At 49.9% G+C, this 23,598-nt stretch carries 15 protein-coding genes and 1 pseudogene; 6 read left to right on the top strand and 10 right to left on the bottom strand.

Features of this window, described 5'->3' with window-relative positions:
• The first annotated feature begins 653 nt into the window (after nucleotides 1-653).
• From V2H77_RS08275 to V2H77_RS08255, 5 genes are all read left to right on the top strand, one after another.
• Complete coding sequence (locus tag V2H77_RS08275) at nucleotides 654-1,430, top strand: HisA/HisF-related TIM barrel protein (RefSeq protein WP_341498424.1); 777 nt, start codon at nucleotides 654-656, stop codon at nucleotides 1,428-1,430.
• Nucleotides 1,431-1,432: 2 nt separating this feature from the next.
• A complete protein-coding gene (locus tag V2H77_RS08270) occupies nucleotides 1,433-2,638 on the top strand; it encodes a phosphoribosyltransferase (RefSeq protein WP_341498423.1) in 1,206 nt (401 codons plus the stop codon).
• Between the two features lie 2 nt (nucleotides 2,639-2,640).
• Entirely contained in the window at nucleotides 2,641-3,303 is a 663-nt protein-coding gene (locus V2H77_RS08265) for an HAD family hydrolase (protein ID WP_265513807.1), read from the top strand.
• Nucleotides 3,304-3,742: 439 nt separating this feature from the next.
• A complete protein-coding gene (locus V2H77_RS08260; RefSeq protein ID WP_341498422.1) occupies nucleotides 3,743-5,002 on the top strand; it encodes an adenylosuccinate synthase in 1,260 nt (419 codons plus the stop codon).
• A 16-nt stretch (nucleotides 5,003-5,018) separates the two neighbouring features.
• Nucleotides 5,019-5,447, top strand: coding sequence for an NUDIX domain-containing protein (locus tag V2H77_RS08255; protein WP_139655144.1), 429 nt, complete (start codon nucleotides 5,019-5,021; stop codon nucleotides 5,445-5,447).
• Between the two features lie 94 nt (nucleotides 5,448-5,541).
• On the opposite strand, the gene V2H77_RS08250 is transcribed toward V2H77_RS08255, so the two are convergent.
• The 7 genes from V2H77_RS08250 to V2H77_RS08220 all read right to left on the bottom strand — a co-directional run bounded on the left by V2H77_RS08250 (nucleotide 5,542) and on the right by V2H77_RS08220 (nucleotide 13,066).
• Nucleotides 5,542-6,699: a hypothetical protein gene (locus V2H77_RS08250; protein WP_341498421.1), complete on the bottom strand. Its 1,158-nt coding sequence runs from the start codon at nucleotides 6,697-6,699 to the stop codon at nucleotides 5,542-5,544.
• A gap of 37 nt (nucleotides 6,700-6,736) precedes the next feature.
• Nucleotides 6,737-9,379: a fimbria/pilus outer membrane usher protein gene (locus V2H77_RS08245; RefSeq protein WP_341498420.1), complete on the bottom strand. Its 2,643-nt coding sequence runs from the start codon at nucleotides 9,377-9,379 to the stop codon at nucleotides 6,737-6,739.
• Nucleotides 9,380-9,461: 82 nt separating this feature from the next.
• Complete coding sequence (locus V2H77_RS08240) at nucleotides 9,462-10,283, bottom strand: fimbrial biogenesis chaperone (protein WP_341498419.1); 822 nt, start codon at nucleotides 10,281-10,283, stop codon at nucleotides 9,462-9,464.
• A gap of 63 nt (nucleotides 10,284-10,346) precedes the next feature.
• Nucleotides 10,347-11,081: a fimbrial biogenesis chaperone gene (locus V2H77_RS08235; protein WP_341498418.1), complete on the bottom strand. Its 735-nt coding sequence runs from the start codon at nucleotides 11,079-11,081 to the stop codon at nucleotides 10,347-10,349.
• A gap of 26 nt (nucleotides 11,082-11,107) precedes the next feature.
• The gene (locus V2H77_RS08230) at nucleotides 11,108-11,683 is read right to left on the bottom strand and encodes a fimbrial protein (protein ID WP_341498417.1); all 576 of its coding nucleotides are present in this window, start codon (nucleotides 11,681-11,683) and stop codon (nucleotides 11,108-11,110) included.
• On the bottom strand, nucleotides 11,683-12,399 hold the full coding sequence (locus V2H77_RS08225; RefSeq protein ID WP_341498416.1) for a fimbrial biogenesis chaperone: 717 nt from the start codon (nucleotides 12,397-12,399) through the stop codon (nucleotides 11,683-11,685). The genes V2H77_RS08230 and V2H77_RS08225 overlap by 1 nt, the downstream gene beginning before the upstream one ends.
• 103 nt (nucleotides 12,400-12,502) lie before the next feature.
• Nucleotides 12,503-13,066, bottom strand: coding sequence for a fimbrial protein (locus tag V2H77_RS08220; RefSeq protein ID WP_265377827.1), 564 nt, complete (start codon nucleotides 13,064-13,066; stop codon nucleotides 12,503-12,505).
• Nucleotides 13,067-13,552: 486 nt separating this feature from the next.
• Between V2H77_RS08220 and V2H77_RS08215 the strand changes: the two are divergent.
• Nucleotides 13,553-13,786: pseudogene (locus V2H77_RS08215) on the top strand (IS66 family transposase); the annotation flags it as partial.
• A gap of 239 nt (nucleotides 13,787-14,025) precedes the next feature.
• On the opposite strand, the gene V2H77_RS08210 reads toward V2H77_RS08215, so the two are convergent.
• The 3 genes from V2H77_RS08210 to V2H77_RS08200 all read right to left on the bottom strand — a co-directional run bounded on the left by V2H77_RS08210 (nucleotide 14,026) and on the right by V2H77_RS08200 (nucleotide 23,580).
• On the bottom strand, nucleotides 14,026-14,499 hold the full coding sequence (locus V2H77_RS08210) for an Imm42 family immunity protein (RefSeq protein ID WP_341498415.1): 474 nt from the start codon (nucleotides 14,497-14,499) through the stop codon (nucleotides 14,026-14,028).
• A gap of 352 nt (nucleotides 14,500-14,851) precedes the next feature.
• Nucleotides 14,852-15,202 (bottom strand): DUF596 domain-containing protein, encoded by a 351-nt coding sequence (locus tag V2H77_RS08205; protein ID WP_341498414.1) that lies wholly within the window; start codon nucleotides 15,200-15,202, stop codon nucleotides 14,852-14,854.
• Nucleotides 15,203-15,207: 5 nt separating this feature from the next.
• A complete protein-coding gene (locus V2H77_RS08200) occupies nucleotides 15,208-23,580 on the bottom strand; it encodes a two-partner secretion domain-containing protein (protein WP_341498413.1) in 8,373 nt (2,790 codons plus the stop codon).
• Nucleotides 23,581-23,598: the final 18 nt, after the last annotated feature.

The following is a 23,598-nucleotide window of genomic DNA, read 5'->3' as shown; positions in this document are numbered from 1 at the left end:
TTATAATACAAATTGTCGTCATCAGTGATAAAAACAAATTATTTTTATAGAAATTACCTATGCAATAGATTTATGTATAATACAAACAAATAATTACCACGGAATAAATAGAATATAACTACATATCAATTACAGTTACTATTTTAAATTCTCGGTAATTATATCCTCCTAATAGTTAAAGCTAACCACTCTAATAAACACAATTATTACACACATTTATTTGTTATAAATTGATATATTTTACTGCCATTATCTAAAAAAAATAGATTTATATTACTTTTAGTGATTAAAATATTGGATAAATAGCACCAAGCCTTTCCCATCAACATTAGCAGAATTATTTTTTATATATTTAAAATGAATCGCTATTTGCCTACCTTTAAAATAACTCTTCTTAAGTAAATATAAGATTAACTGACTTAAAAAAGTTATCCAAATTGCTATATTGAGCTAATAACCTTCTTGAGAAATTTTTTCCTTTCACTATTATAAATCGATGAAAGGTTATTGAATCCATTAAATCAATCCATTAATCTTTAATCCGATTTATTTTTAAAGAAGCAAAAAATATTTTTATTTATTACGTTACAAGCTGTAATTGCATTAGTTACATATCGTTATTAGTTTTTAAATAATTAATTAGGATGCATTCAATGATAAGTAAGGAAACATTCGAGATATTTCCCTCTGTAGATATTGTTGATGGAATAGCAATGACATCAAATTCCGCAATTCGATTAACTCGTGGCGAAAGCCCAACATTACGCAGACCCTTAGGTACTCCGGCCGAAGTAGCGCTCGCCTGGCAAAATGCCGGAGCAAAATGGATACATGTTGTTGATCTTGATGCCGCATCAGGACGGGGCTCAAACAGCCATCTTATTGCTGATGTCCTTGCTGCGGTCGACATTAACGTACAAGTCTGCGGCGGAATCAGAGATGAAACTATCTTGCGCAAAGTATTAGCAACCGGATGCCAACGAGTTAATTTGGGGACAGCAGCATTAGAAAATCCAGATTGGTGTGCCCGAGCTATTGCAGAATATGGCGATAAGATCGCCATTGCTCTGGATGTAAAAAGCACATCAGAGGGTTATCAGCTGGCAACACATGGATGGAATGTCAGCAAAGGCAATCTCTGGGATGTCCTCGAGCGCCTCGACAAACAGGGTTGTCAACGCTACGTCGTAACCGATGTTGAGCGGGGCGGCATGATGAGTTCGCCAAACTTTACGCTATTACAGGAAGTTTGTGCGAAAACGTCATCACCCGTCATTGCCGGCGGTGGTGTATCAAGCCTGGATGATCTCCGCGCTTTAGCCGATCTGTCCACTATCGGCGTCGAAGGCGCAATTCTTGGTCAAGCGCTACATATTGGTAAGGTTCCTCTCGAAGATGCCCTTGCTGCAACACAATCATCGAGACGTTGAATATGCCTGAATCTTTATCTTCTACTTTGGATCTTCGCTCTATTGGTTTGCTAGGCGAATTGCGTGGCGTACCCGAAACACGTTATTTGACGAAAGAAGTGATGACGCTGCCCGGTTTACTCACAGAAAAGCCAGAATTCGTGGGTTCCCGCGGTGTTGCCTATTACGAACAAAAACCTTGTCACGAGCTACTGATGACGGCGAAATATTACACAGAATACCTCTCTCAACTTGAGTGTACCGATAAGCTGTGTACTACCCCATCGAAATATATATTGGCCGATCATAGCCTGGCAAAATTGCTCAGAATTGTTGATAGCTTATTAAGTTCTCCACAGACAGTTAACGAAGATATTGTGCTATTCATCGATGGGATCAAGGAGTGTGCAAAAGTCGTCAGTTCAACGCTGATGGGCACAGCATTCACCTTTTCACCCTCTTCGATCCATGACCTGAAATTGCCTTCATCTACGGAACACCAAGTGCCCAGATCGTTTATTGAAGGGGATAATCATCTGTTAACTTTGGCCGCAGCCCAAATTGACAAATGCCCCAACTCCTCCGTTGTCGGCATTATGTTAGGAGGATCAGCGGCGGCGGCAGTCACCGCCGCAGCATGGGATAGTGAGCTCAATTTAGTGAAAGTTTCCCGTTACGATGATACGTCTCGCAAAAGCAATCATCTCTGGGGCCGCAATATTCCACCTGGGAAAACCGTGACAATTATTGATGATAATTGCGGAACAGGCGACACCTTACGTCAGGCAACCGATCTAATCATCACCCAAACCGGGCAACGTCCGAAGGCCCGTGCCGTCGAACTGCATTGGGAAAAGTTATTACGTGCCCGCGTTTATGGACATGCTGATCGGGTATTCAACCCTGAAACTTTAGATGTATTGACGCCCTGGTGTTTCAGACATCATCAGGTCCTGGATCGTTTAATTAATCAGCCCTTCTCTGATGATAAATATGTTCATACCACCACGGCGGATTGGGTTGCCTATTCATACAGTTTATTGTCTATCCTTCATGACACCCTGACAAACTCAACATGGGCAGCCAAGTTATTGCGTTTTTTATTAAATCTAAAAGCACAAACACCGCTGAATTATGAACAGCCAATTGACGCATTTAAGGCCCTGGCATATCAATGTCCTGAATGTTCAGCTCGCAAAAAACAGTTTGGAAAAAGGGAGGTTAATTAATTATGACAACAGCACATATTATTTGGGATTGGAATGGCACATTACTTAATGATGTCAATGTTTCACTGAGCGCAACCAATTTCGCACTAGCAGAAATTGGTATTGAACCGCTGACACTGGAACAATATCGGGAACATTATTGTGTTCCAGTACAAACTTTCTATAAACAAGTGATTGGCCGTGAACCTTCATCTTCTGAATGGTCAGTGATCGGAAAAATATTTAATTTTCACTATCGACCAGGCATTCAGAAAGCCAATTTAACGGAAGGTGTCAGTCAGCTCCTCGCTTCCCGTTATGAAACAGGCGCAACTCAGTCATTATGTTCACTGATGGAACATCATGACTTGGTCCCTATGCTTGATAATCATGGTATTGGCAAATTCTTTACCCAAATAGATGGTAGAAATACGCCATTATTGACAACCGGCAAATCAGAGCAGTTAGCTAACCATCTCAAAAAACTTAATGTCGCTCCTGAGCAAAGTGTGGTTATTGGGGACGCCACCGATGACGCAATTGCCGCATTAGCCGCGGGAACCCATGCTATTCTTTATACTGGAGGGACTCATAGCCGTGTCAGTCTTGAAACTGCCGGCGTTCCCGTGGTTGATACATTAAGTGAAGCGCTATTAATAGCCGATTCTTTAATCTATAAACAGTAATATACCCTATGGATTTCAAGAGGCATCGCGACGGCAAGGGAGCGAATCCCCGGGAGCATAGCTAACTATGTGACTGGGGTGAGTGAGTGCAACCAACAAAGAGGCAACTTGAAAGATAACGGGTATAAAGAGGCTATTCAAAATAACCTGGTAAGAAAGGGATAATTTATAACGATATATGGATAGATATTTAGCATATTAGTTTTAAAAGAGCAGTTTAGTATTTCAAAGCAAATTATTCATTTTAAAAATGATCATCAAAAGTGATGATTTAACTATTATTTGAAATAAATATACCCAATGGATTTCAAGATGCATCGCGACGGCAAGGGAGCGAATCCCCGGGAGCATAGCTAACTATGTGACCGGGGTGAGTGAGCGCAGCCAACAAAGAGGCAGCTTGAAAGATGACGGGTATAAATAATTAAGGAATAGATCCATGTTAACTGCTGTAGTTGGACTCCAATTTGGAGATGAAGGTAAAGGAAAATTTGTTGACTATTTGTCTGGCAACATCAATAACATTGCCCGATTCAATGGCGGCGCTAATGCGGGTCATTGTGTGCAACACGGTAATCTAAGAGGCTCATTTTCTCAATTACCGGCCTCACTCAACAAAAAGAATTTATATATCTGCCAAGGTGCTTTAATCAGTCTTCCCGTTCTGGTTAAAGAGATCGATTTTATACAAAAAGAAAAAATTGACTCTAATATATTTATCGATCCGCGATGCCATATCGTTTTGCCATTACACTCTGAGTTAAATAGAGCGTCAGAAAAATATAAAGGTAAGCAAAAGATAGGTTCGGTTGGCGTCGGTGTCGGGGCCTGTGTTGAAGACAAAGCCAATCGGCATGGCATTCGGCTTATTGATACGCTTGATAAAGAGAAATTAAGAAGTAAATTAGAATTTCTTTGGGGCATCAGAGAGAAGCAGATCAACCATGTTTTTAATGCACAAGCTACATTAGATTTTGAAGAGATGTTAGAGACAACGCATCAATATGGCAAGAGAATAGAACCTTATTTCACGTTCACTAATGAAGTTATCGGTGATTTACTTAATGCTGGAGAAAATGTTTTACTTGAAACATCACAAGCCACTTTCTTAGATAATAGTTTTGGTACTTATCCTTATACCGTCGCCTATCAGACATTAGTGCAAACCTGCTTTGCAATGATAGGCATACCTGCACAGAAAATGCATATTGTCGGTGTGATGAAATCCTATATGATCCGTGTCGGTAACGGGCCATTCCCCACAGAATTATTAACAGAGCAGGCTGATTACATTCGAGAACGCGGAAACGAGTATGGCACCGTTTCAAAAAGGCCAAGGCGCTGTGGCTGGTTGGATTTATCCCTGATTAAACACGCGGTGAAACTTAATGGCGTAACAGAGCTCGCTATAACGAATGTTGATGTTCTCGCTGATTTACCCGAAATAAAAGTCTCTATTGCCTATGAAATTGATGATAAGCTCGTTTGTTGCGATGACGCATTATTGCAGCTCGATAAAGTCAAACCCATCTATAAAACCTTTAAATCTTGGGGAGAGCTTAACTCATCATATACCCATTTAACGGAACTGCCTATTGAGCTGATTGACTTCTTATCTTTTATTCAAGACTATGCTGGAGTCCCAATCAAATATATTTCCTATGGGCCAGACAGAAATCAGACATTAGTCATGAAATAAAAGCGTGGAGAAAATAATGATTAACTATGTAACAGGGTTTATGTTTTCTAAAGATAAAAAACATGTCTCCCTGATTTCAAAATTACAACCCAGCTGGCAAAAAGGGAAACTCAATGGGATCGGTGGAAAAATAGAAGCTGGTGAAAGCCCTCAACAAGCAATGGCAAGAGAATTTGCTGAAGAAGCCGGCATTGAAACACGTCCTGAAGAGTGGCGATTATTTACTGTCTTAACTCGCCCTGACGTTTATCAGGTGAATTTTCTCTATATGTATGATGATCGTGTCTATTCTGTCAATTCTATTGAAAAAGAGATCGTCAATATCTATGAAACAAATTCATTACCCGATAATGTGATCTATAACTTACGTTGGTTAATCCCGATGGCGGCTGATGAACATTTACGTTTCGATAAAGAAATAGAGATAACAGAAATGCGGGGTTAAATACGGTATAGCGAATACTTTATCTAACTAATTCTGCAAACCCAGAAGCACCTATGCTCAAAATAGGTGCTTCTTTAAAACAGAAAACAACATCCTAAGCAGAGGGCTCGACAAAGTTAACATCCGACCACACGGAAATAACCGCAACGGTTCTGGCTTGCCCCCCGGCACCGTCAGTCTTCAACAGAATCGGCGCCACAGACAATTGCGTTGAGGCGGTATAACTATCTTCCCCGAACTTAACATATCTCGCATTTTCCCCTGCGCCTCGGTGCCCGGTATTAAGTAATAAAGGTTTATTAGCAGAATCGGAGAACACAAAGGCGACCTCCTCTATTGACGAAGCCAGCGCATTCGGTTTCCCCGGGACAGACGGCCCATCGATCCGGTAAAGCAGCCGTGAATATTGGAATACCTCATCATCACCGGAACAGGTGCTGCTTATCCCTATCTGTCTGGCCGACGCCAGCGGATCTCCCGCCTGTTTACCGATTCTTTTCACCGTTCCCCAATCCACCGATGAAGGAGTCAGGACAACCGCACAGGTGGATGGCTTTTTGACCGGCGAGAGGATAACCGTGGTCAACAGTGGTTTCAACCTCCCGTTAAAACCCGATATGGACGCTGGAGCCCAGCCAATCGCGCCCACTGACAGGGGGCTGCCTCCTGCCTTCGCATTGAAATTGCCGTCACTGTCCGGGTAAATTGCCCCTGTCACGGTGCGGATACTGACATCAACCAGACCGTTGGCATCGGGAACACAGGGAATGTTAACACTGGCATGCCCCCCTGCCGGACTGGCTGAGCGATACGTACCGGATAAACCGTGCGTCTGGCAAGAGAGTGAAGATTGCCCGATATCAATCATAAAGTCGCCAGTTCGTCCTACCCGGACGCGACTCGGTGACGACGAAGAGATTAATGAGCTCATTCCAGACTCCACCGTGTAGGCCATAAACTGCGTTCCAGCAGGAACGCGACAGGTTGTCGACCAATCAAGAGGGCCGCTGGTGGTATAACCGACTATCTCATCACGTGAGTAATCACGCTTATCTTTGTTGTTTGGCGCCATTGCATAACCGGTAACATTGCGAACCATCTGCACCAGTTCAATCTCACACTCCTGATAACTCTCTGCTGCCTGGAGCGGCAAAGTGGTCAACAATAAAAAAAGCAATGATACCCCCAGGCCCATGAGGATTGAGACAAGGTTTTCTACATTACTGCTCCATAAACGTTCAGTGTTTAACATTCCTCTTCTCTCCAAATTACTCATCTGTTCAAATCGCTTACAGACACGCGGCATCGGCTTGCACCAGTTGCCCGGGGGTCTCGGACGATACCTGATAATAGGTGGTACATTGTTGCGTGGCCCCATTTCCCCATTTGACTTTCACGCGACCGGCGGGGGGCATGCCGCTTAGATAAACCCGGCCGTTATCGCCCACAATGCCGCCGCCAACCTGAGTGGTATTCTCTTCCAGCGTCGCGGTAGCGCCAAAAGGCACGGGTTTGCCATGATGTGTCAAAGTCAACAGTAACTGACTACCTGAGCGAACCTGATAGTTTGCCAGCGTCACTGCTCCTCTGGTCGGATAAACGTTCTTGCTGGTCTGATCAATATCCACACCTTCCGGCAGAGTGGACGGGTCCAGATTAATCGTGTTTTTTTGGTAGACCGATCCGCCCGGCAGTACGGCGTAACCACGCCAGTCTGTCTGCACGTTGCCGTCACCGACCGTCACCCCTTTCGCCCCGGGAGCGCGGACCAACACCGCTTCATCACCCAATGAACGTGATAGCGTCATACCGTAAGGATGGATTAGGAGGGCCCCGGAAGCCCCGTAGGTGAAATGATAGCTATTGGCGCTGTCATTGTAGCCCAGATTAACGTTCCCCTGACTGCCTTGGTAACTCAAAGACAACGCCCGGCTGTTTTGCTGGCCGTTGTTCCCCCAACCTTGCTGGAGGTTATAATTCAAACGGTTATCCCATAACATGCCGCTGATCCCAGTCTGCTGAGTGGTGTTGCCCTGCAAGTCGCGCGAGACCGTATAGCGGGAGTAAACGCCCCGTAGCGCAGACGATGATCCAAACAGACTGAGCGGGACCTGCATATTGAGTGACACCTGGCGATTCTCCGACCAGTTACCAGCCCCTCCCATACGATAAATGTTATAACTCAGGTTATAGCTGATCCCCATCAGCATCGTGTTATAACCCAGATTCAGATTGTTGTCGGTACGGCCATTCCAGTAATCATTGCGCGTCCCGGAGGCATAAAGACTGCCCCAACGTCCCACCGTTTGATGCAGGCTCACCTGCCAGGTGCTTTTACGTCGGTCAAGCGCCCACGGCGCCTGATATTCATTCAGGCTGTACCCCATACTGTTAACATCACTGAAACTGTAGTAATGCTGAGTGGAATAACGATAGGCGGCCAGATCAATGCCGGTGCCGGTACTGATCAAGTTCTTGGCATATTTCACCCGATAAGCTCGGCCCTGTTGCCGGTTATTTTCCTGCCCTTCAATTCCTTGCAATTGGGCACGAGCAAACGTCACATCCGCAGACAATGCGCCGAAGGCGCCCAGTGACACGCCCGAGCCTAATACCCCCGACTGGTAGTTGCCGGCGACCAATCCCCCGCCGTACAAGGTGATATTGTGCGGCAAACCATAGACCAAAGTGCCCAAAGCAAATATCGGGGAACGGCTGCCATCGGTGAGGTTGCCGCCGTGATATTGACCGGCCGTCAATTCATATTTAATGCCGCCGGGACGCTGCATCATTGGAACAGACGAAGAAGCGAGGGTGGAAACCCGGGTACTGCCATCCTCCTCTTTGATCGTGACCGTCAGGTCGCCAGAATCCCCTGTGGTGTACAGGTCGGTGAAACGAAATGGCCCCGGCGCTACCGTGGTTTGATACACGGTATAACCATTCTGGGAGACGGTCACCTGTGCATTAGAGTTAGCCACACCGGTTATCTCTGGGGCAAAACCGCGCTGGCTGTCAGGCAACATGGCCTCCTCAGAAGCTAGTTTCATGCCACGCAACGGGATACTGTCAAAAATATCCCCACCGGTATAGGTTTCACCGGCGGTAAACTCACCGCGCAGTGACTGCACATCACGTTGCAGATAGGTATTACTCACCTGCCGCTGGATCTGCGTAGAGGGGGAAGAACCGGAGGACCCTTCGTTGCGCTGGCGATTGTAACTGTAAGTTTGCGTGCTGCGCAGACGCCACGGCCCTAGATTCAATCCATTACGAAAGGAGGCAAACAGATTGCGGGAGCGTGATCCGCCGCCGGTTCCCTGACCGTCATAACGCCCTTCTGAACCGTTAACGGTGTAGTTCATCAAAAAGGCCGGAATGCCGTTATCCCACAGTGACGGATCGACCATACCAGAATGGTGGAACTGCATCGCCGCCTGAGGAACACTGAGGTCCAGACGCAAACGGGCGAAATCCAATATCGCACGGGCGTGTGGGATCTGTTTCGTCAGATCCGTGATAGCATTGTCGCTCGCTTCTCCCTGAAAAGCCGGTAACCCGCGAATATTGACCCCATACTCTTCAAGCTGTGCAACCGTTAATACCGGTTGCAGGTGGCCGTTGACCAATCTAAATTCAATCTCGCGGTTATCCACCTTATTCTGGTTCATGTAAACATCCACCAGATAGCGTCCCGGCGCGACATACCCCGCGCTTTCATACACAGAGAGATCGATATGCTCCTGCTCCCCCGTCGCACCCATCAGGAAAGCGGGATTAAAGTATTCCCGCGCAGAGGCAGGCAAGGTTGTCGCCGTCAGTGAGCATAGCAGACATAGGTATACAGGACGGAGCCGGAAACTGTCCGGCTGACCGGACGCACGTTGGCTATCCGCCCACAACGCAGGCGAAAATAAAATGTTTATTGTCATAGCTCATCTCTGCTTCTAACTTAAGCCTATGCTGTTGATCTTGAGGCCACTTTGCCGGTCATTGCTCACAGATGAGGACGGGTTATAACGGAACATGGCGATCCTGATTGTCGCCGGGAAAACGCCAGACCAGTGGGCCCGGCATCCCGGCGGTAAACGAATGGGTTTGAAACAAATAGGTTTGAAACAAATAGGTTTGTATGCCTTTCGGGGACACCATCGTCTGGCGTATGTGATCATCTACTTGTTGGCTGCCGACTTTCAGAACAGAAAAGGCCAGAAAATAGGGCGTGGGATTTTCCACCTGCAACTGCGTTCCCCGAAGGGAAAATCTCACCTGTTTAGCTATCGCAGCGTTATCCCGGGCAGGTACTCCCTGAGGACGATAAAAAAGCCGGATATTCATCTGTAAGGCAACCTGCACTTGCGATGCTTTACCTATTTGGCGGCTTAATGTCGGCGCCTCTGCGGTATCCGGTACGGCAACTCCCGGAATAGCTCGCAGCGAGACCACAAAGGCCGATTCTCGATCCTGTGGCAATTGCCCGCCAAGCTGGCGAATACGAAACGAAAATTTCTCGCCAGCCTCAACCCGTTTTAACGGCGGCAGGACGATAAAAGGGGGAACTTGCCCGGCTTGAGTGTCAAAGCGACCAGTATCCGGGTCCATCGGGCTGACAAATCCCTGTACCAGATAGCTCTGCGCCGTGTGATTCGTCATACTGAGCGTCACGCCTCCCGGGCTATCTTTAGCCACATAAGAGAGCTGCATTGGAGAGAACGATAGCCCTCGATTATCAACCGCCTGCGCCTTGAATATATTCCCTAGCAGTAGGACAAAACCGAGGGAGTAAAACATTAACTCCCAGTGTGTCCGTCCATGCCGGTTACTGGCTCTCTTCATTCTTCCATCTCCATGATTCTCCACCGTCATAATTCTCTACCGTCATAAAAAACAATGGCGGATTTAACGCGCCACTCTGCCGGTAAATAGATTTGAAGCCCCGCCGTAATCATTAATCATCGACCAGCTTACTGAGCTTTTGCCCTCCTGCCCGGCATAAGTCACACAATCTCGCGGCGCTATCATTGAGGGATAACGATTTAGATCGAGCGCCTGTTCATCCAACGAGAGGCTGTCCAGCGACAGGAAATACGGGGTAGGATTACACGCCTTAGTGCCATCGGGTTGCGACTGAAAGCGAAGCTGTCCATACGCCTCTTCCGGCAACATCGGCAAGCCATGCGGTCGCCAGAAAAACTTGATCCGCATTCCCACACTCATTGACGCCTGCTCTCGAACAGGCTCCTCCGTCACCCGCTGAGTTGCAGGGATGGCGTTCATCTGTATATACCCGAGCGATTCCCGATCCACTGGAAAGGGGGGCTGATTAAACGTTGGCAAAATACGCAAGCTGTTCTGACTGTGAGCCTCCAGCCTGAACAACGGCGGCGTCACCAAAAATGCGGAAGGGTTTTTCTCCTGATCCTCAGTTATCCTTACCTGCACCAGCCACGCCTGAGATGTGGTATTGATCACCGTCAGCGTTTGCGCCCGTTCCCCTTGGGTAAAAATCACCCTAGTTTTATTCAGACTGATACCGGCGGCTTGACAGGATTCTGTGCCGGTTATCCCTAACCCTAGCCAGAACACCAATGGCGCCAGCCAGTACCGCGCTGGGCGTACCCGACCTGTTTCCACAATGCCTCCTGAAATCTTATCTGCACTCAGTGATAGTCAAATTGAAATTGAATGTGCGCGGTCAGTTCACCGGGGGTCGGCACAACCGCGCCGGATTCATACCGCATATCCATCAGGAAGGTGATTTGACTGTCTTTGGCGGCGTTACCCGATGGCGCCAAATTCACATAATCGCCATTTTTCAGGTAGCTCCCCAACCCACCTCCCGGCAATTGATAGCGCAGGCTAAATCCCACATTTCCCGCCACCGTGGAAGCTTTATCCCGAAATAGCGTCGGGTGATCTTCTGGCGTAGTGCCGACTATTTTAATGACCGGGGTACGACCGGCTCTGGCTGACCCCGCACAACCTGACAACGCCAACGTAATGGGTTTGCTGCCCGCCGCAGCAATATGTTGCGTGCTGTACCACACCTCGGAGAGTGGTACTGATGAAAACACCACCGGGGATGGTGTTTGCACGTTCAGCTCACAGGTTGGCTGCTCCAGCGTCAACGCCAACGTCAGCTCAGCCGTGTTGGGGCTCGCGCCTCCGGGCAGAGGAGCGGTACAGAGCAGGCCAGCCAGAGTTGTCTGTCTGATAAGGGGCCGCAGTTTTCGCACTACAGTATCTCCCCCTGATAGGTGGATTCTCCGCCGAGGTCATTAATCACTGTCCAACTCACTTTGGCTGGATAATGACCTCCTTTGAGTAGTAAAGAGAGGTCAGAGAACGGGGAGACCATATTCGCTTTCTGCTGCGTCATCACCTCCTGTCCACCCACTTTTAGGGAGGTTAAGGTGATGTAATAGGGTGACGGATTGGTAACCGTTATTCCCGCGGCAGTCGGTTTGAAACGCAGCGAACCAAATCCCTGCTCCGGCGAAACCGACAGCCCTGACGGGCGATACATCAACTTAATTGTGTTAGCTATAGCAAACTGTATTCCGCCGGCGACATTCTTCTGGGAGCGATTATCAGATTCAGAACTTAACGGAATGGCCTTCGCCGTAAACCAGAACAGGGATTCCCGGTCGGTAGGCAGCGACGGGCCAGTTTTGATGATACGCACCTGATTCTGGCTATCTGGTTCCATACGAAACAAGGGCGGCGTCACCAGAAATGACGCGGTTTTATCTCCTTCAGAAGTAGAACTGACTGTCGCCTGTATCAAATAGACCGCCTCTTTACTGGTATTGCTCACTGAGACGGTTGTCGCGCGGCTATCCGCTGGATAGATAATGCGGGTAGTATTGATCCCCACGCCTTCCGCCTGCGCGGAAATGACCGGGCAGCCTAACAGAGCAGTCACTATCATTGCTGTCATCAATCTTTTCACTGACTCACCTGAAAATTGTCTGATTTGGTATTGCGTAAAGTAAGAATTGGGCCTCCCTGTCCAATTCCACGGCTATATGTTTCTAACGCCTAGCGGCGCTGAATTAGTCATACGCTACTTTCACGGTCAGGTTCGCTTTGGAGTCAGCTGCTTGTACCACCGACGCCGTACCAATCTTAACCAACCCCACCTTAAGCGTGATGGCATTATCACCGGCTACTCCGGGACTGTATTGGGGATCTTTTAGGTTAATTGCAGCGCCTCGTGCCACGGGCTTATCATTTATCGTCAGGCCAACCGCATGGTCGGCAATTGCAGTATTACCCGTGGTGTTAACAAGCTGAAAGTAAGCGGCGCCTGGTCCTGCTGCGGCGCCAGAAATCGTCAATTTAGCGCTTTTCGCGGAACTCCACAGAGGGCATTTCTCCGTTTTAATCGTGACGAATTTTTGCGTGTTAGCTAAGATTGCTCCCTCTGCCTTCCCAGTAAAATCAGACACCAAAGCGGTGAGACTAACAGGTTCTATTGCTGCAAACTTACAAGTCTCCGCAGTCACTGAAGAGCTTATCGCCAGAGTACCGGCACTCACTTCCTCCGCCATAGCCTGCGACATCCCCCCCAGACACAGTGCTGCTATCGCACAGGTCTTCAAAATTTGTTTTTTCATTTCATCTATTCCTTATTATCTATTCGATAGATTTTGCCTAAAACAACATCACGACAAGTAAAACAGCCAGATCGCTAATGCGATGCGTTTTACTTATCAATTGAGTTATTTTTTTGCTGGTTAACTTCTGAATTTTGATTAAACCGTCGCTAACATACCTATTTCTGGGAGGGAAATATTGAATGGCAGTTTGTTCTCTTTTTGAGACAATTAGTTATTAGTCCCCCCGACATATTCAACATTAATACCTGAACGTTATGATGTCGTGAGTGTTCCATCTATGCATCAAATAACGTATCCGTCCGGCACTAGGATCGAGCCCTTCATTACAATGACTTCAATTGTCCTGATTATGATGGAAACCCGAATGACGAGAACTTTTAATAGCAGAAAATATCCGCACTGACGATCCGGCAGTTTTGCCCATAAACCGGTATTTCTACCACCCAGTTTTATCACTACCGTCAGCGTTATTTCTCTTTTGCAACAAAAGCGGCGGCGTATCTTGCCGGGTTTACAGACTGGCTGCATGTGGATGGTTATCAGAAATATGAGCAAACAGAAGCCCAACTCGTAGGTTGTATGGCCCATGCCCACCGTAAATTTGTGAAAGCGAAACAGGCGCAGGGGAAACAAAAAACGGGGAAAGCCGATATTGCGCTGAGTTTGATCCAATCACTTTACCGGGTAGAACATCAGATCAAGGGATTAAGCCCGGAATAGATTTCGTTCATCCGGGCACTGTAATCACCCTGTAATGCCCGCATTTCTTTGGCAACCGCAACGCACTGGTCAGCCCCTGAGCAAGTTGCTATCTGCTCCTGAACCTGGTCATATTCTTGCCGATATTTATCCCTGACCGTCGCATGACAACTGCTATCTCCCTGACAGTTGACCAGTTCTTCACTCCTTGAACGATTCTGGTCAACGCTTAAGTGATTATTATCTACAACAGCTCTTTATGATTTCAGTTCAGTATTAATAAATGCTCCTGTTTTTTTCATTATTAAATCCTCTGCTAACGGTAAGTCTCTAATTAATTTTTCTATTGTTCCTCTAGGATATCGTTCTTCTTGGAATGTTTTTTCATAATTTGTTGTATAAATAAGACGATCTTCATCGCCATCAAAACCCAACCAAAAAATAAAGCCATAATCTGATAATTCAGAGGATAATGGGATAAAGTTCTCCGGTTCTCCTTCAGAAAAATCTAAATCAGACAATGGGATATTCCCAACATCTCGCAAGTTCTTGTGCATTCCGTCTTTAAGGCTCTCTTTTAGTTCAGATATCACCATGTATAAATCCATTGTTACTCCCTTCCCTGGAACTAATGTGTCATTAATTATAAAATTAAACATTCCACTTGGTGAACACAGGACATCAATTTGCTCAATATGGATAGCAATTTGATAAGGATCTCCAATAATCATTTTATTTTCCACCCTTCTTGTTTTTGTAACCTAGACTTCACCTTTCCAGTTAATTCCAATTTATTTTTTGAATCTCCAGTACTACCAGACCAATGGTAGACACCTGTATTATTTGGTGAAAATCTATGGATATGTCCATTGGTGTCTTTAGCATATCTATGTTTATCAGAATCTATAGATACTTAACCTTCAAAAACGCCGTTATTGGGTGATCTCCGAGGACGAAAATACGCACCTGCGCGGTGTTGCCCCGGATTGAACCATTTTTTGAGCCAGTGAACCCGCGCCTTCAAAATGTTTAGCACCTTCGGAACCAAACAGTTTTCCCATGCTAAGGGCATTATTCTCCGCATCAAGTCCATTCAAAAGAACCGTCTTCTAATACCCAAACAGCACCTCCTGGACAGATTTCATCAAAAAACCAAATACCATCTTCCATCTCAGCCTCTGTTTTGGGAAATACCTGGCGGAAACGTTCTAACTGCTCATCCACAGTGCCTTCAAGGAATTTACCATACTTAGCTAATTTAAGATGTTCATCCTTCATAAGTCGTTCTAATACCCAAAAAAAGATCTGTGTTCTTTCTTCAAAAGAAAAATTATCAGGGGGGGGTTCTGTCGGAATACTGTAATAAAGTACAGCCCCTAAAGTTTGTCCTTCTGCTGCCATCCATAATTCTTGATACTGTTTTTCAGTTAACATAATTTTCACTTAAATTTGATTTCTACGCGCCCGTATTTATAGGCAATATCTTTTAACGATGAATTATCCAATATATCAATGGTCCATCTAGCTCCAGTTTGTGCTTCTGACGTTGATACATTTCGTAAAGTAACGGTAGTACCATCACCAAGTTTCGCAGTATAAATCCCAGACCTAACCTGCTTGAGTGGAGTATCTCCTGCTAATTGTTGAGCATAGTTATGAATTTGTTTATCTGTAAGCTTTTGGCTCTCGAAAATCTTTGTTGTGCCATATCGACTAGCTCCTTCACCTTGACGGATCGTCTGACCATCAATGACTAGATCTTGTGATGGATGATGCTTATCGTATACTTTAGTCAGCTCGTTGAATCGATCCTGTTGCTGATGCTTGACCAATTCCTCATTTCTGGCCCTCTGTTCATTTTCAGGTTCCCAGCCTCCCGGTGTTCCTGTTCCTGAACCACCAAGTTCGGCTTTCTCTGAATCTGTCAGATCCTTTGATATATTAGGTTGGTTTTCATCATCCACATAATTTGACGAACATACCCGTCCAAATGAACACTCTGTAGCTTTATCTAGTGTTTCTCCTATCTCCTTCAGTTTCTTGTCCAAAGCTGAAGCTATCGTCTGATTGGCTTCGTTCACGGCTTCACCCGTGTTTGAACCCGCTATCGGTGGCGGTGGCATCGGTACAGCTAGGGCATTATTGTCAGTCGCATTCTTCCCAGCCTGTGCCCCAGTGAGGGCGCTGGCGCTGGAATCACCCGCAATGCCGCCTGCCAGCCCGGCTGCCAGAGTAGAAAGGGTGCTGACAGTCTGTTTCTGCTCCTCGGTTAACTCACTGACTTTTGCCTTATCGCCGTAAAGCTGTTTTATCAGGACTTGTGCGGCCAATTCGCCGGAAGCGGCGCCGGCTGCTCCCGACAAGGCATTGTTACCACTGACTTCCGCTGCCACGGCGCCTAAAATCGCGTGGGCCAGCGTATTGGCGGCGATATCCACTTGATGAGTTTGCGGGTCGGTAGTCAGCTCTTTAATCACGCCCGCCAGATACGGCGACGCACCGCCAGCCAGCGCCTGACCGAGATTGTTCCCTGCCAGCCCCTGAATCGCTGCCGTGGCGGCCTGTAAGGCTTTCTGGTATTTACCGCCAGTCCCCAGGCCGGAGTCATTCAACGCCTGCGTATAAGCAGTGTCATAGATTTGTTGGTTGATATCCGCTGGAGTCGGATGTTTATTGCCCCGGTTGACCAACTTTTCTCTGGCATCGGCTTTATCCTGCTCACTGATATGGTCCAGTTTCGCTTTCGCCGCTTTTGTGGCGATAATTTTCCCTTCCGTCCCGGCTATCTCGGTCATCTGGGCGCTGAGTTCGCCAATCAGTTGCGCCTGTTTCAGCCGCTGCTGTGCTTTTTCCTTATCAAATATCGGACTCAAGACATTGGCCGCATTATCGGTATCACGGCTTAAGTTCGCGGTATCCTGCGTTTGGTGGCCCTTATCTCGGATAATCAGGTGGCCGTCACTGACCGCGGCATGCGTGGTACTGCTGTCATGGCCCTGATTATGGGCCCCCGTCAGCGCATTGACCGCCAGATTATTCAGCACCTGACCAGCGGTTGGTTGGCCGAGGCTGACGCCCGCACTCTGCTGCTCAACGCTAAAGTCCGCTTTATTTTGAATATCTTTAAAACCCAGTGTTCCGGTGTTGAGGGTGTTTTTGGCTTTGTCGGCTTGACTGGCTATCACTGCGCCGTCCAATTGGGTGTGGTCGCCGACGTTAACCTGATAACCGCCTTTGCCGGCAAATAGCCCGGTCTGCTCCTGCACCGAATCATAGTTGCTGTGCAGTTTGTTGCGACTGGCATTGAGGCTTGCTGTACCGTTGGTGAGCGGGCCTACGGTGGCACTGACTCCGGCGCTGGCATTCTGTTGTCGGCTGTCATAGCGCTGGCTGTCTTGTTCACTGCTGAGTGTCAGATGGCGTTTCACCTCGGCGGTAATTTGCTCACCCTTCACCTGCGCCCCTTTCAGCGTGGTATCCCGGCCACTGTTCAGCTCAACAGTCTGTCCCGCCTGTAACGTGGTGTTATTGTGGCTGACGCCGTTACCGTTTTCACGGCCGTTGCCCCGACTGACATTGGCCGAGACGTTCAGACCAGTGCCTCCGGGTCCAGCGGTCAGGCCCACGCCCAGCGAGCTGCCGTGGCTGCTGTTTTTGCCGGTGGTCTGTTCGGTGTTCTGGCTGGACGAGAGCGCAATATCCCGACTCGCATTGAGTTTCAGGTCTTTGCCCGCCTGTAACTGGCTGCCCTGAATGCGGATATCGCCGTTCGGGCCTGAGGTCCCTTTATCGTTACCGCGCGCCGTTATCGTGAGGTTATCCCCGGCGGTGAGGTGGCTGCCCTGTTGAGTGGTCTGACGATACTGTTGTTCTGAACGAGAAGACTGGCGACCATAGGACAAGCTCACCCCGGCCAGGTTGTTATTGCTGCTGTTGTCGCTGCCCTGAGCTTCCGCCAGTCGGGCAGCCTGAGTCGCTTGCACTCCGCTGAGAGCAGCTTTGGTGTTTTGCAGGGCTTTCACTCGCGGGTCGGCAGTCTGTTGCGCTTCATGGGCCGTTTGCGCGGCGCTGTTGATAGCGCCTCCTGCGGCGCCGCTCAGCGCTACCGTCAGGCCGCTCTGTTTTTGTTCGGTTTTTGTCGTGGTGTGATTGCGGTTTTCCGCACTGGTGACCGTGACCTGTTGGCCGGTCAGCGTCAGGTCTTTACCGGCAATCACCTCACTGCCGTGAATACGGAGCTGTTCCCCTGCATTGAGCGCCACATTGCCCTGGCTGCTGCCGACCGTGCTGCCTTTACTCAGCTGGCTGTCACTATCAGTGGTGACTTTCTGGCTGGCCTTGCCTAATGTGAAACCAATACCGCCCGTGCCCATCAAGCCCGATTTTTTCTCCTGCCGTAAATGGGTTTCACCGTGAGATTCTGCGGCGGTGGCGACGGTAAGCTGATGACCGGCGTTCAGGCTGACATCCTGCGTGCCTGCCACATTGCTGCCGCGAATATTCAGGTCTTTACCGGCCTGTAAAGTCACTTTATCGCCGCTAAATGTGGTACTAAGCGCCTGCCGGTCATGCACTTCATCGTGGGTTTCCACTGACGACTTCGACAGCCAGCCTTTGCTGGTTTGCTTACTGTGCTCCACCAAGTCGGATGCGGCGGTACCGGTTGTCAATGTCAGGTTATTTCCGGCCTGCGCCGTCAATTGCTGACCGGCATTGACGTGAGCGGCGGCAGCGGTCAAATCCTGCCCGGCTTGCAGGGTCACCTCACCGGCACCGGTTATCTGGCTGCCGATATCCTGTTGTTGGGTCAGATGGCGATAGTTATCTTTCCCCCAGTCGCCCTGTTCTGTACGGTGCGTGCTCAGGGTATCCAGCGTCAGGTTATGGCCTGCGGTTATTTCGGTGTGACCGTCTTTACCGGCGTTCTTCACCTCACTGGCGGTTAATTGCACATTGTTGATAGCGCTCAGTAATAAGGCGCCTTTATCGTTCTGCACATAAATCCCTGCCGGACGGTCCAGCCAGCGGTTAGCCTCATCCCCGCGTACAGTCGATGCGCTGGTGATATCGCGACCTGTCAAAGCTACCCGGTCATCCCCTTGAATCTGGCCTCCCCGGTTGGCGAGCGTCTGTTGGGCCGTCACATCCACTTTGCCGCCGCGAATAAAGCCGCTGTTGGTCAGGTTGTTGGCGGTCAGTTGGGTGACGTCACGCCCGCTAATCGTACCGCTGTTGGTGATATCGCCCTGATTGTTGAGGGCCACGGAATTACCGGCGAGTAGGGCGCCATCACTGCTCAGGTCGCCCTGACGGACACGCGCATACACCTGCGGCACAGTAACTACCTCGGTAGTGCCGTCCGGCAAGGTCACGGTTTGGTTAGTCAGCCAGATAATGTCTGAGGTGAGCAGCGCCATCTGCGCCGGACTCAAGGCGACGCCCGGCGTTAACTGTTGCTGTTGGCCAAAGGCAATTCCGGCATCCATCAGCGCTTTAAACTGCGCTTCGTCGTTGTTGTAGCCCGGCAGATAGCGCCGGCCGGTCAGTTGGGTGATTTGGTCCCGCACCAGCCGCTGTTCGTAGAACCCATCCCCCAGACGTTTGTGGACCAGCGCCGGGTCGTGCGTTAACTGTTGCCGCATATAATCCGAGCCCAGCCACTGTTTATACTGGGTAAATTTCGGGTCGGTCTCGACCAGATAGTGGCTGTCGCTGCCCGGCTGCACGGTATACAGGCTGTTATCCGGCAGGCGGGTATTGGGAGTCACCACGCGTATCGCCGGGTCGATTGCTTGCCCTTTGACCGTTTCCGCCAGAGACGGGGCGTCTGTCCCGTTCACCGGTTTGACCGCCGTGGGGGCCGCGTGTATCTGGCCGGTCTGTCGGTCCGTAATTGTGATATCGGTGTTCTGTGGCCGAGTATGGTCCTGCCAGGCCAGCGTTTTCAGGTCAATCGTTTCTACCACCGGCGCGGGGTTATAACTACTGCGACTTTTCCCCTGAGAAGTTTTGGTACCCCGTGCTCTGGGCTTAAGTCGTTTCTTTTTCGCATACCAGTGAGTCTGGCGACCTTTATCGGTGGTAATGCGTTCGCCCTGAGTCGCTATATTGTGCAGTTCGCCGATTTCGCCGTTCAGCTCGCCGCCGGCGACAATTTGGCTGTCGTGATTGGTGACCTGCGCACTGTTGAGCGTGATATTGCCGCCGGCCAGAATTTTACCGGGGTCACTCTGTTTAACCTGCGTTTCATTCACGGTGCGGGTGTACTGATATTCGTAAAAGTCATTACTGCGACTGCCGTCCGGCATGATGGCATCGTGCACGCCGTATTTATTGTGGCGGGAAGTGTCCACTTGCGACCAGTCATAGCGGGTGGTCTGGCCGCTCAATACCGCATCGTGATGTGGCGATTTTTCCGTTTCGACGACCTGAGTCACCAGACCGGCGTTGGTGTTGTTAATCTGGTCGGCCTGAATCTTCAAATTATTCCCGGCCTCAATTGTCGCCGCGTGGTTATTGAGCTCATGGGCCTGACCGGTGGCTGTCAGGCTGTTGTCCAATTGGCCGCCGATATGCATATCGCCTGCGCTGTAAATTTGGGCATGGTGACTGTTATTCAGTGTTCCGGTGCCGATATCCAGTCGGTCACGCGCGGCAATCACGGCGGCTTTGCCGTCCTGTGCGCTGTTATTCAAGGTTCCCGTCTGGAGGGCAAGCTGGTCGCCGTAAATGCGCCCGGTGCCGGTATTGTTCAGGGTGTTGGCCGTGAGATGGGTCAAACCGCCGTCAATCAGTCCGGTATTGTTCAGCGTATCGCGGACCTTGATTTGCGTTTGCCCGGCGCTGATTTCACCGGCGGCGCTGTTGGTGAGATTTTGCGCCCCAAGATGCAGCGCCTGACCGGCTTTTATCTGGCGGTCATTGAGGAGATTGCCGGTGGTTTTCAGGGTCAGATTGCCATTGGCCGCCGTGTTGCCGGTATGGTGAAAATCCTCGGTTAAAGCAACCGCCATATCGCCCTGCGATAACAGTTGGCCGTCACCGCTGAGGGCCCCGGCGTTAATATCCACCTGTTTCCCGGCAATCAAGGTGCCCTGTTGGTTGTTAATCCTCAGATGCGGTTGCTGAGTTTCGCTGTTGATAGTGAGCTGTTTGCCGGCAGAGACCAGTCCCTGAATATTATTCAAGGTCTGGCTGATATTCGCTTGCAGGCGGTTAGCTGCCCGTAAAGCCCCCTGACTGTTATCCGCCTGTTGGGCGTTGACCGTCAGGTTGTGCGCTTCCAGTCCTTTATCCGTCTGCGCCGTGTCACGGTTAATCAGGCGAGCGGTGTTCAGACTAAGTTGCGTGCCGCCACGGATAAGGCCGCCGGTGTTATCGGTTTGGGTCTTCACATTCAACACGGTGTCGCCCACGGCCTGCACCTGTCCGCGACGATTGTCGAGCTGGTGAGTGTTCAGAGTTAACGTGTCCGTGGATAACAATTTGCCGCCCCGGTTATCGGTCTGCGCCTGTCGGGTGTCAATAACCAACTGGCCGCCTTGCAGATGCCCCTGACGGTTATCCAGCGGGCCGCTGGTCACGGTGGTTTCCCCCTCGCCAATGATTAAGCCGTTTTGGTTATCCAGTAACTGCCCGTGGGTGTCGATACGGAGGGTATTGGCGGATTGTAAAGTGCCGTTGCGGTTGGTGAGTTGTCGGCTGTGAATGTCCAGCCCCCCGTTACCGACTAAATTGCCTGCCCGGTTATTTAAGGTTTCTTGGGCTGTCAACGTCAATGCGCCATTTTCGGCCGCAATGATATTGCCGTGACCATTATCAACGGTTGTCGCCTTAAGGTTCAGGTTACCGTTGCCCGCAATGGTACCGCTTTGGTTATCCAACAACCGGGTGGTGAGGGACAGCGTATCTTTGCCGCGTTGTTGCATCACACCGCCTTGATGGCTCAGGGTGTCCGCATTGATAGTAATCTGCCCGGCCTGCGTTTCAGCGTGGTTCAGTTGCAATTCACTGGCTTGTATCGTCAGGGCGCCATTGGTGAGCAGTTTGCCCTTATCACCCAGCCAGTGTTGGCTGTTGAGTGCCAGTTTCCCATTACCCGCCAGTTGCACCGTACCCTGAGTGTTATCTACCTGATGCGCAGTGAGATGCAGGTCCTCGCCCTGACTGGCAATATTGCCCTGACGGTTGTCGAGCGTGTCCGTGGTAATCGTGAGTTGTTTGCTCTGGCTGAACAGGGTACCGCCACGGTTATTCAGCATGCGAGTGTTAAGCGTCAGTTCACCGGTACCGGTCTGGTTAATTTTTCCCTGCTGGTTGGCGATATCCGGCGTCGTGAGGTGGATTTCCCACGCCACTAACTGGCCGCCGTTGTTGTTTAACTGGCCCGGCGTTTTCGCAGTCAAACGGTTTGCGTTAACGGTGGCGCGAGCGGTACTTATCCCCGATTGGCCGGCGGTGAGTTGAATCTGGCTGGCGGCGGTCTGGCTGTCGCTCAGGTCAATGTGTTGACTGTGGATCGCCAGCGTGTCGGTCGCCAGATTTTTGCCATTGGCCTGAACGTGTTGCGCGGTCAGGGTCAGTGAACCGGGGCGGGTGGTGTTGCCCTTATCATCCAGTCCGGCGGCCCAGACGCTGTCATGGCTGCTGTGTATCGTGTTCGCGGTGACCGTGGTATCGCCGCGGGCTTCCACCGGGCCTTGATTATGCAGTGCGCCGCCCGCCTGTAAATTCACCGCCGATTGTGACAGTAATTTGCCGGTGTTCGAGACATCGGCAGACGACGTTAATTGCAGCCCGTCACGGCTGCTGATGGCGCCGCGATTTTCTATCCAGCCATCGGCGGTGATATGCACGTCCCCGGCTGAGGCGCCGATATTGCCGGCATTATGGACGCCCACCCCCGTTTCGGTGCCTATCAACCTAATTTTATGGGCATACATGCCGCCCAGTGCCGCCACATCCAACGCAAACTCCGGCTGGTCAGTGGCCTCAGCGGATTTTTTCTCAATCTTCTGGTGTGCCGCATCCACCCGATTGCGCCCGGCAGTCACTTTCAGGTCTTGCGCATGTAATTTGGCGTTAATCGCCACGGAGCGGGCGATAATATCGGTGTAACTTTGCTGGGTGCTGTCCATGCCGTGCCCGTCAATCCGCACTTCCCCCTGATTGACCTCAAACCCTTTCAATCGGCCCCGCTCCATCAGCGCCTGTCCGGTGGTGAGCGTGGTGCGATGCGCGTTAATAAAACCGCAGCCGTTACAGGTGATCCCCGAAGGGTTGGCAATAATCACCTCGGCTTTATGCCCGGCCACTTCAATCCAGCCGTTAAGGTGACTGCGGTCGTGGCTGTTGACTTCATTGAGGATAACGCTGGCGTCCCCTTTGGCTAACCACGGATTACCCGCCACCATACCGCCGAGTTGCGTCTGCGTGGCCTGATGGCTGTTATTGAGGATAACCCCTTGTTTATCCACATCAAACTGACGGTAGCTGTTGTGGGAAACCCCATCGGCGCCGGGCGTCTGGATATTAACCTGCGGGGTGCCGTTGGCGCTGCGAATGATGGTCGGTTGCTGACGCCCCGGCGCCTGTCCATCGGCCACAATCGCCGCCTGTGCGGTGAGTGAAACTCCGCCAAGCGCTAACAAGAGACTGAATCGTAACGCGGTGAACCGGCAACGACACGACCGTAGAGATGGCCGACGAGTGCGGCGTCCCGTTTGTCCGCGCCCGGCACACACTATCTCGGCGACCACCATCCACATCTGGCGGGCCTGATTAAAGATAATACGATACAGCTGCTTATTCATGATTAACTCCACTTACAC

It is taken from the genome of Photorhabdus sp. P32, assembly GCF_038085095.1.
Lineage (GTDB): Bacteria > Pseudomonadota > Gammaproteobacteria > Enterobacterales > Enterobacteriaceae > Photorhabdus > Photorhabdus luminescens.
This window is presented reverse-complemented; position numbering and strand designations above follow the sequence as displayed.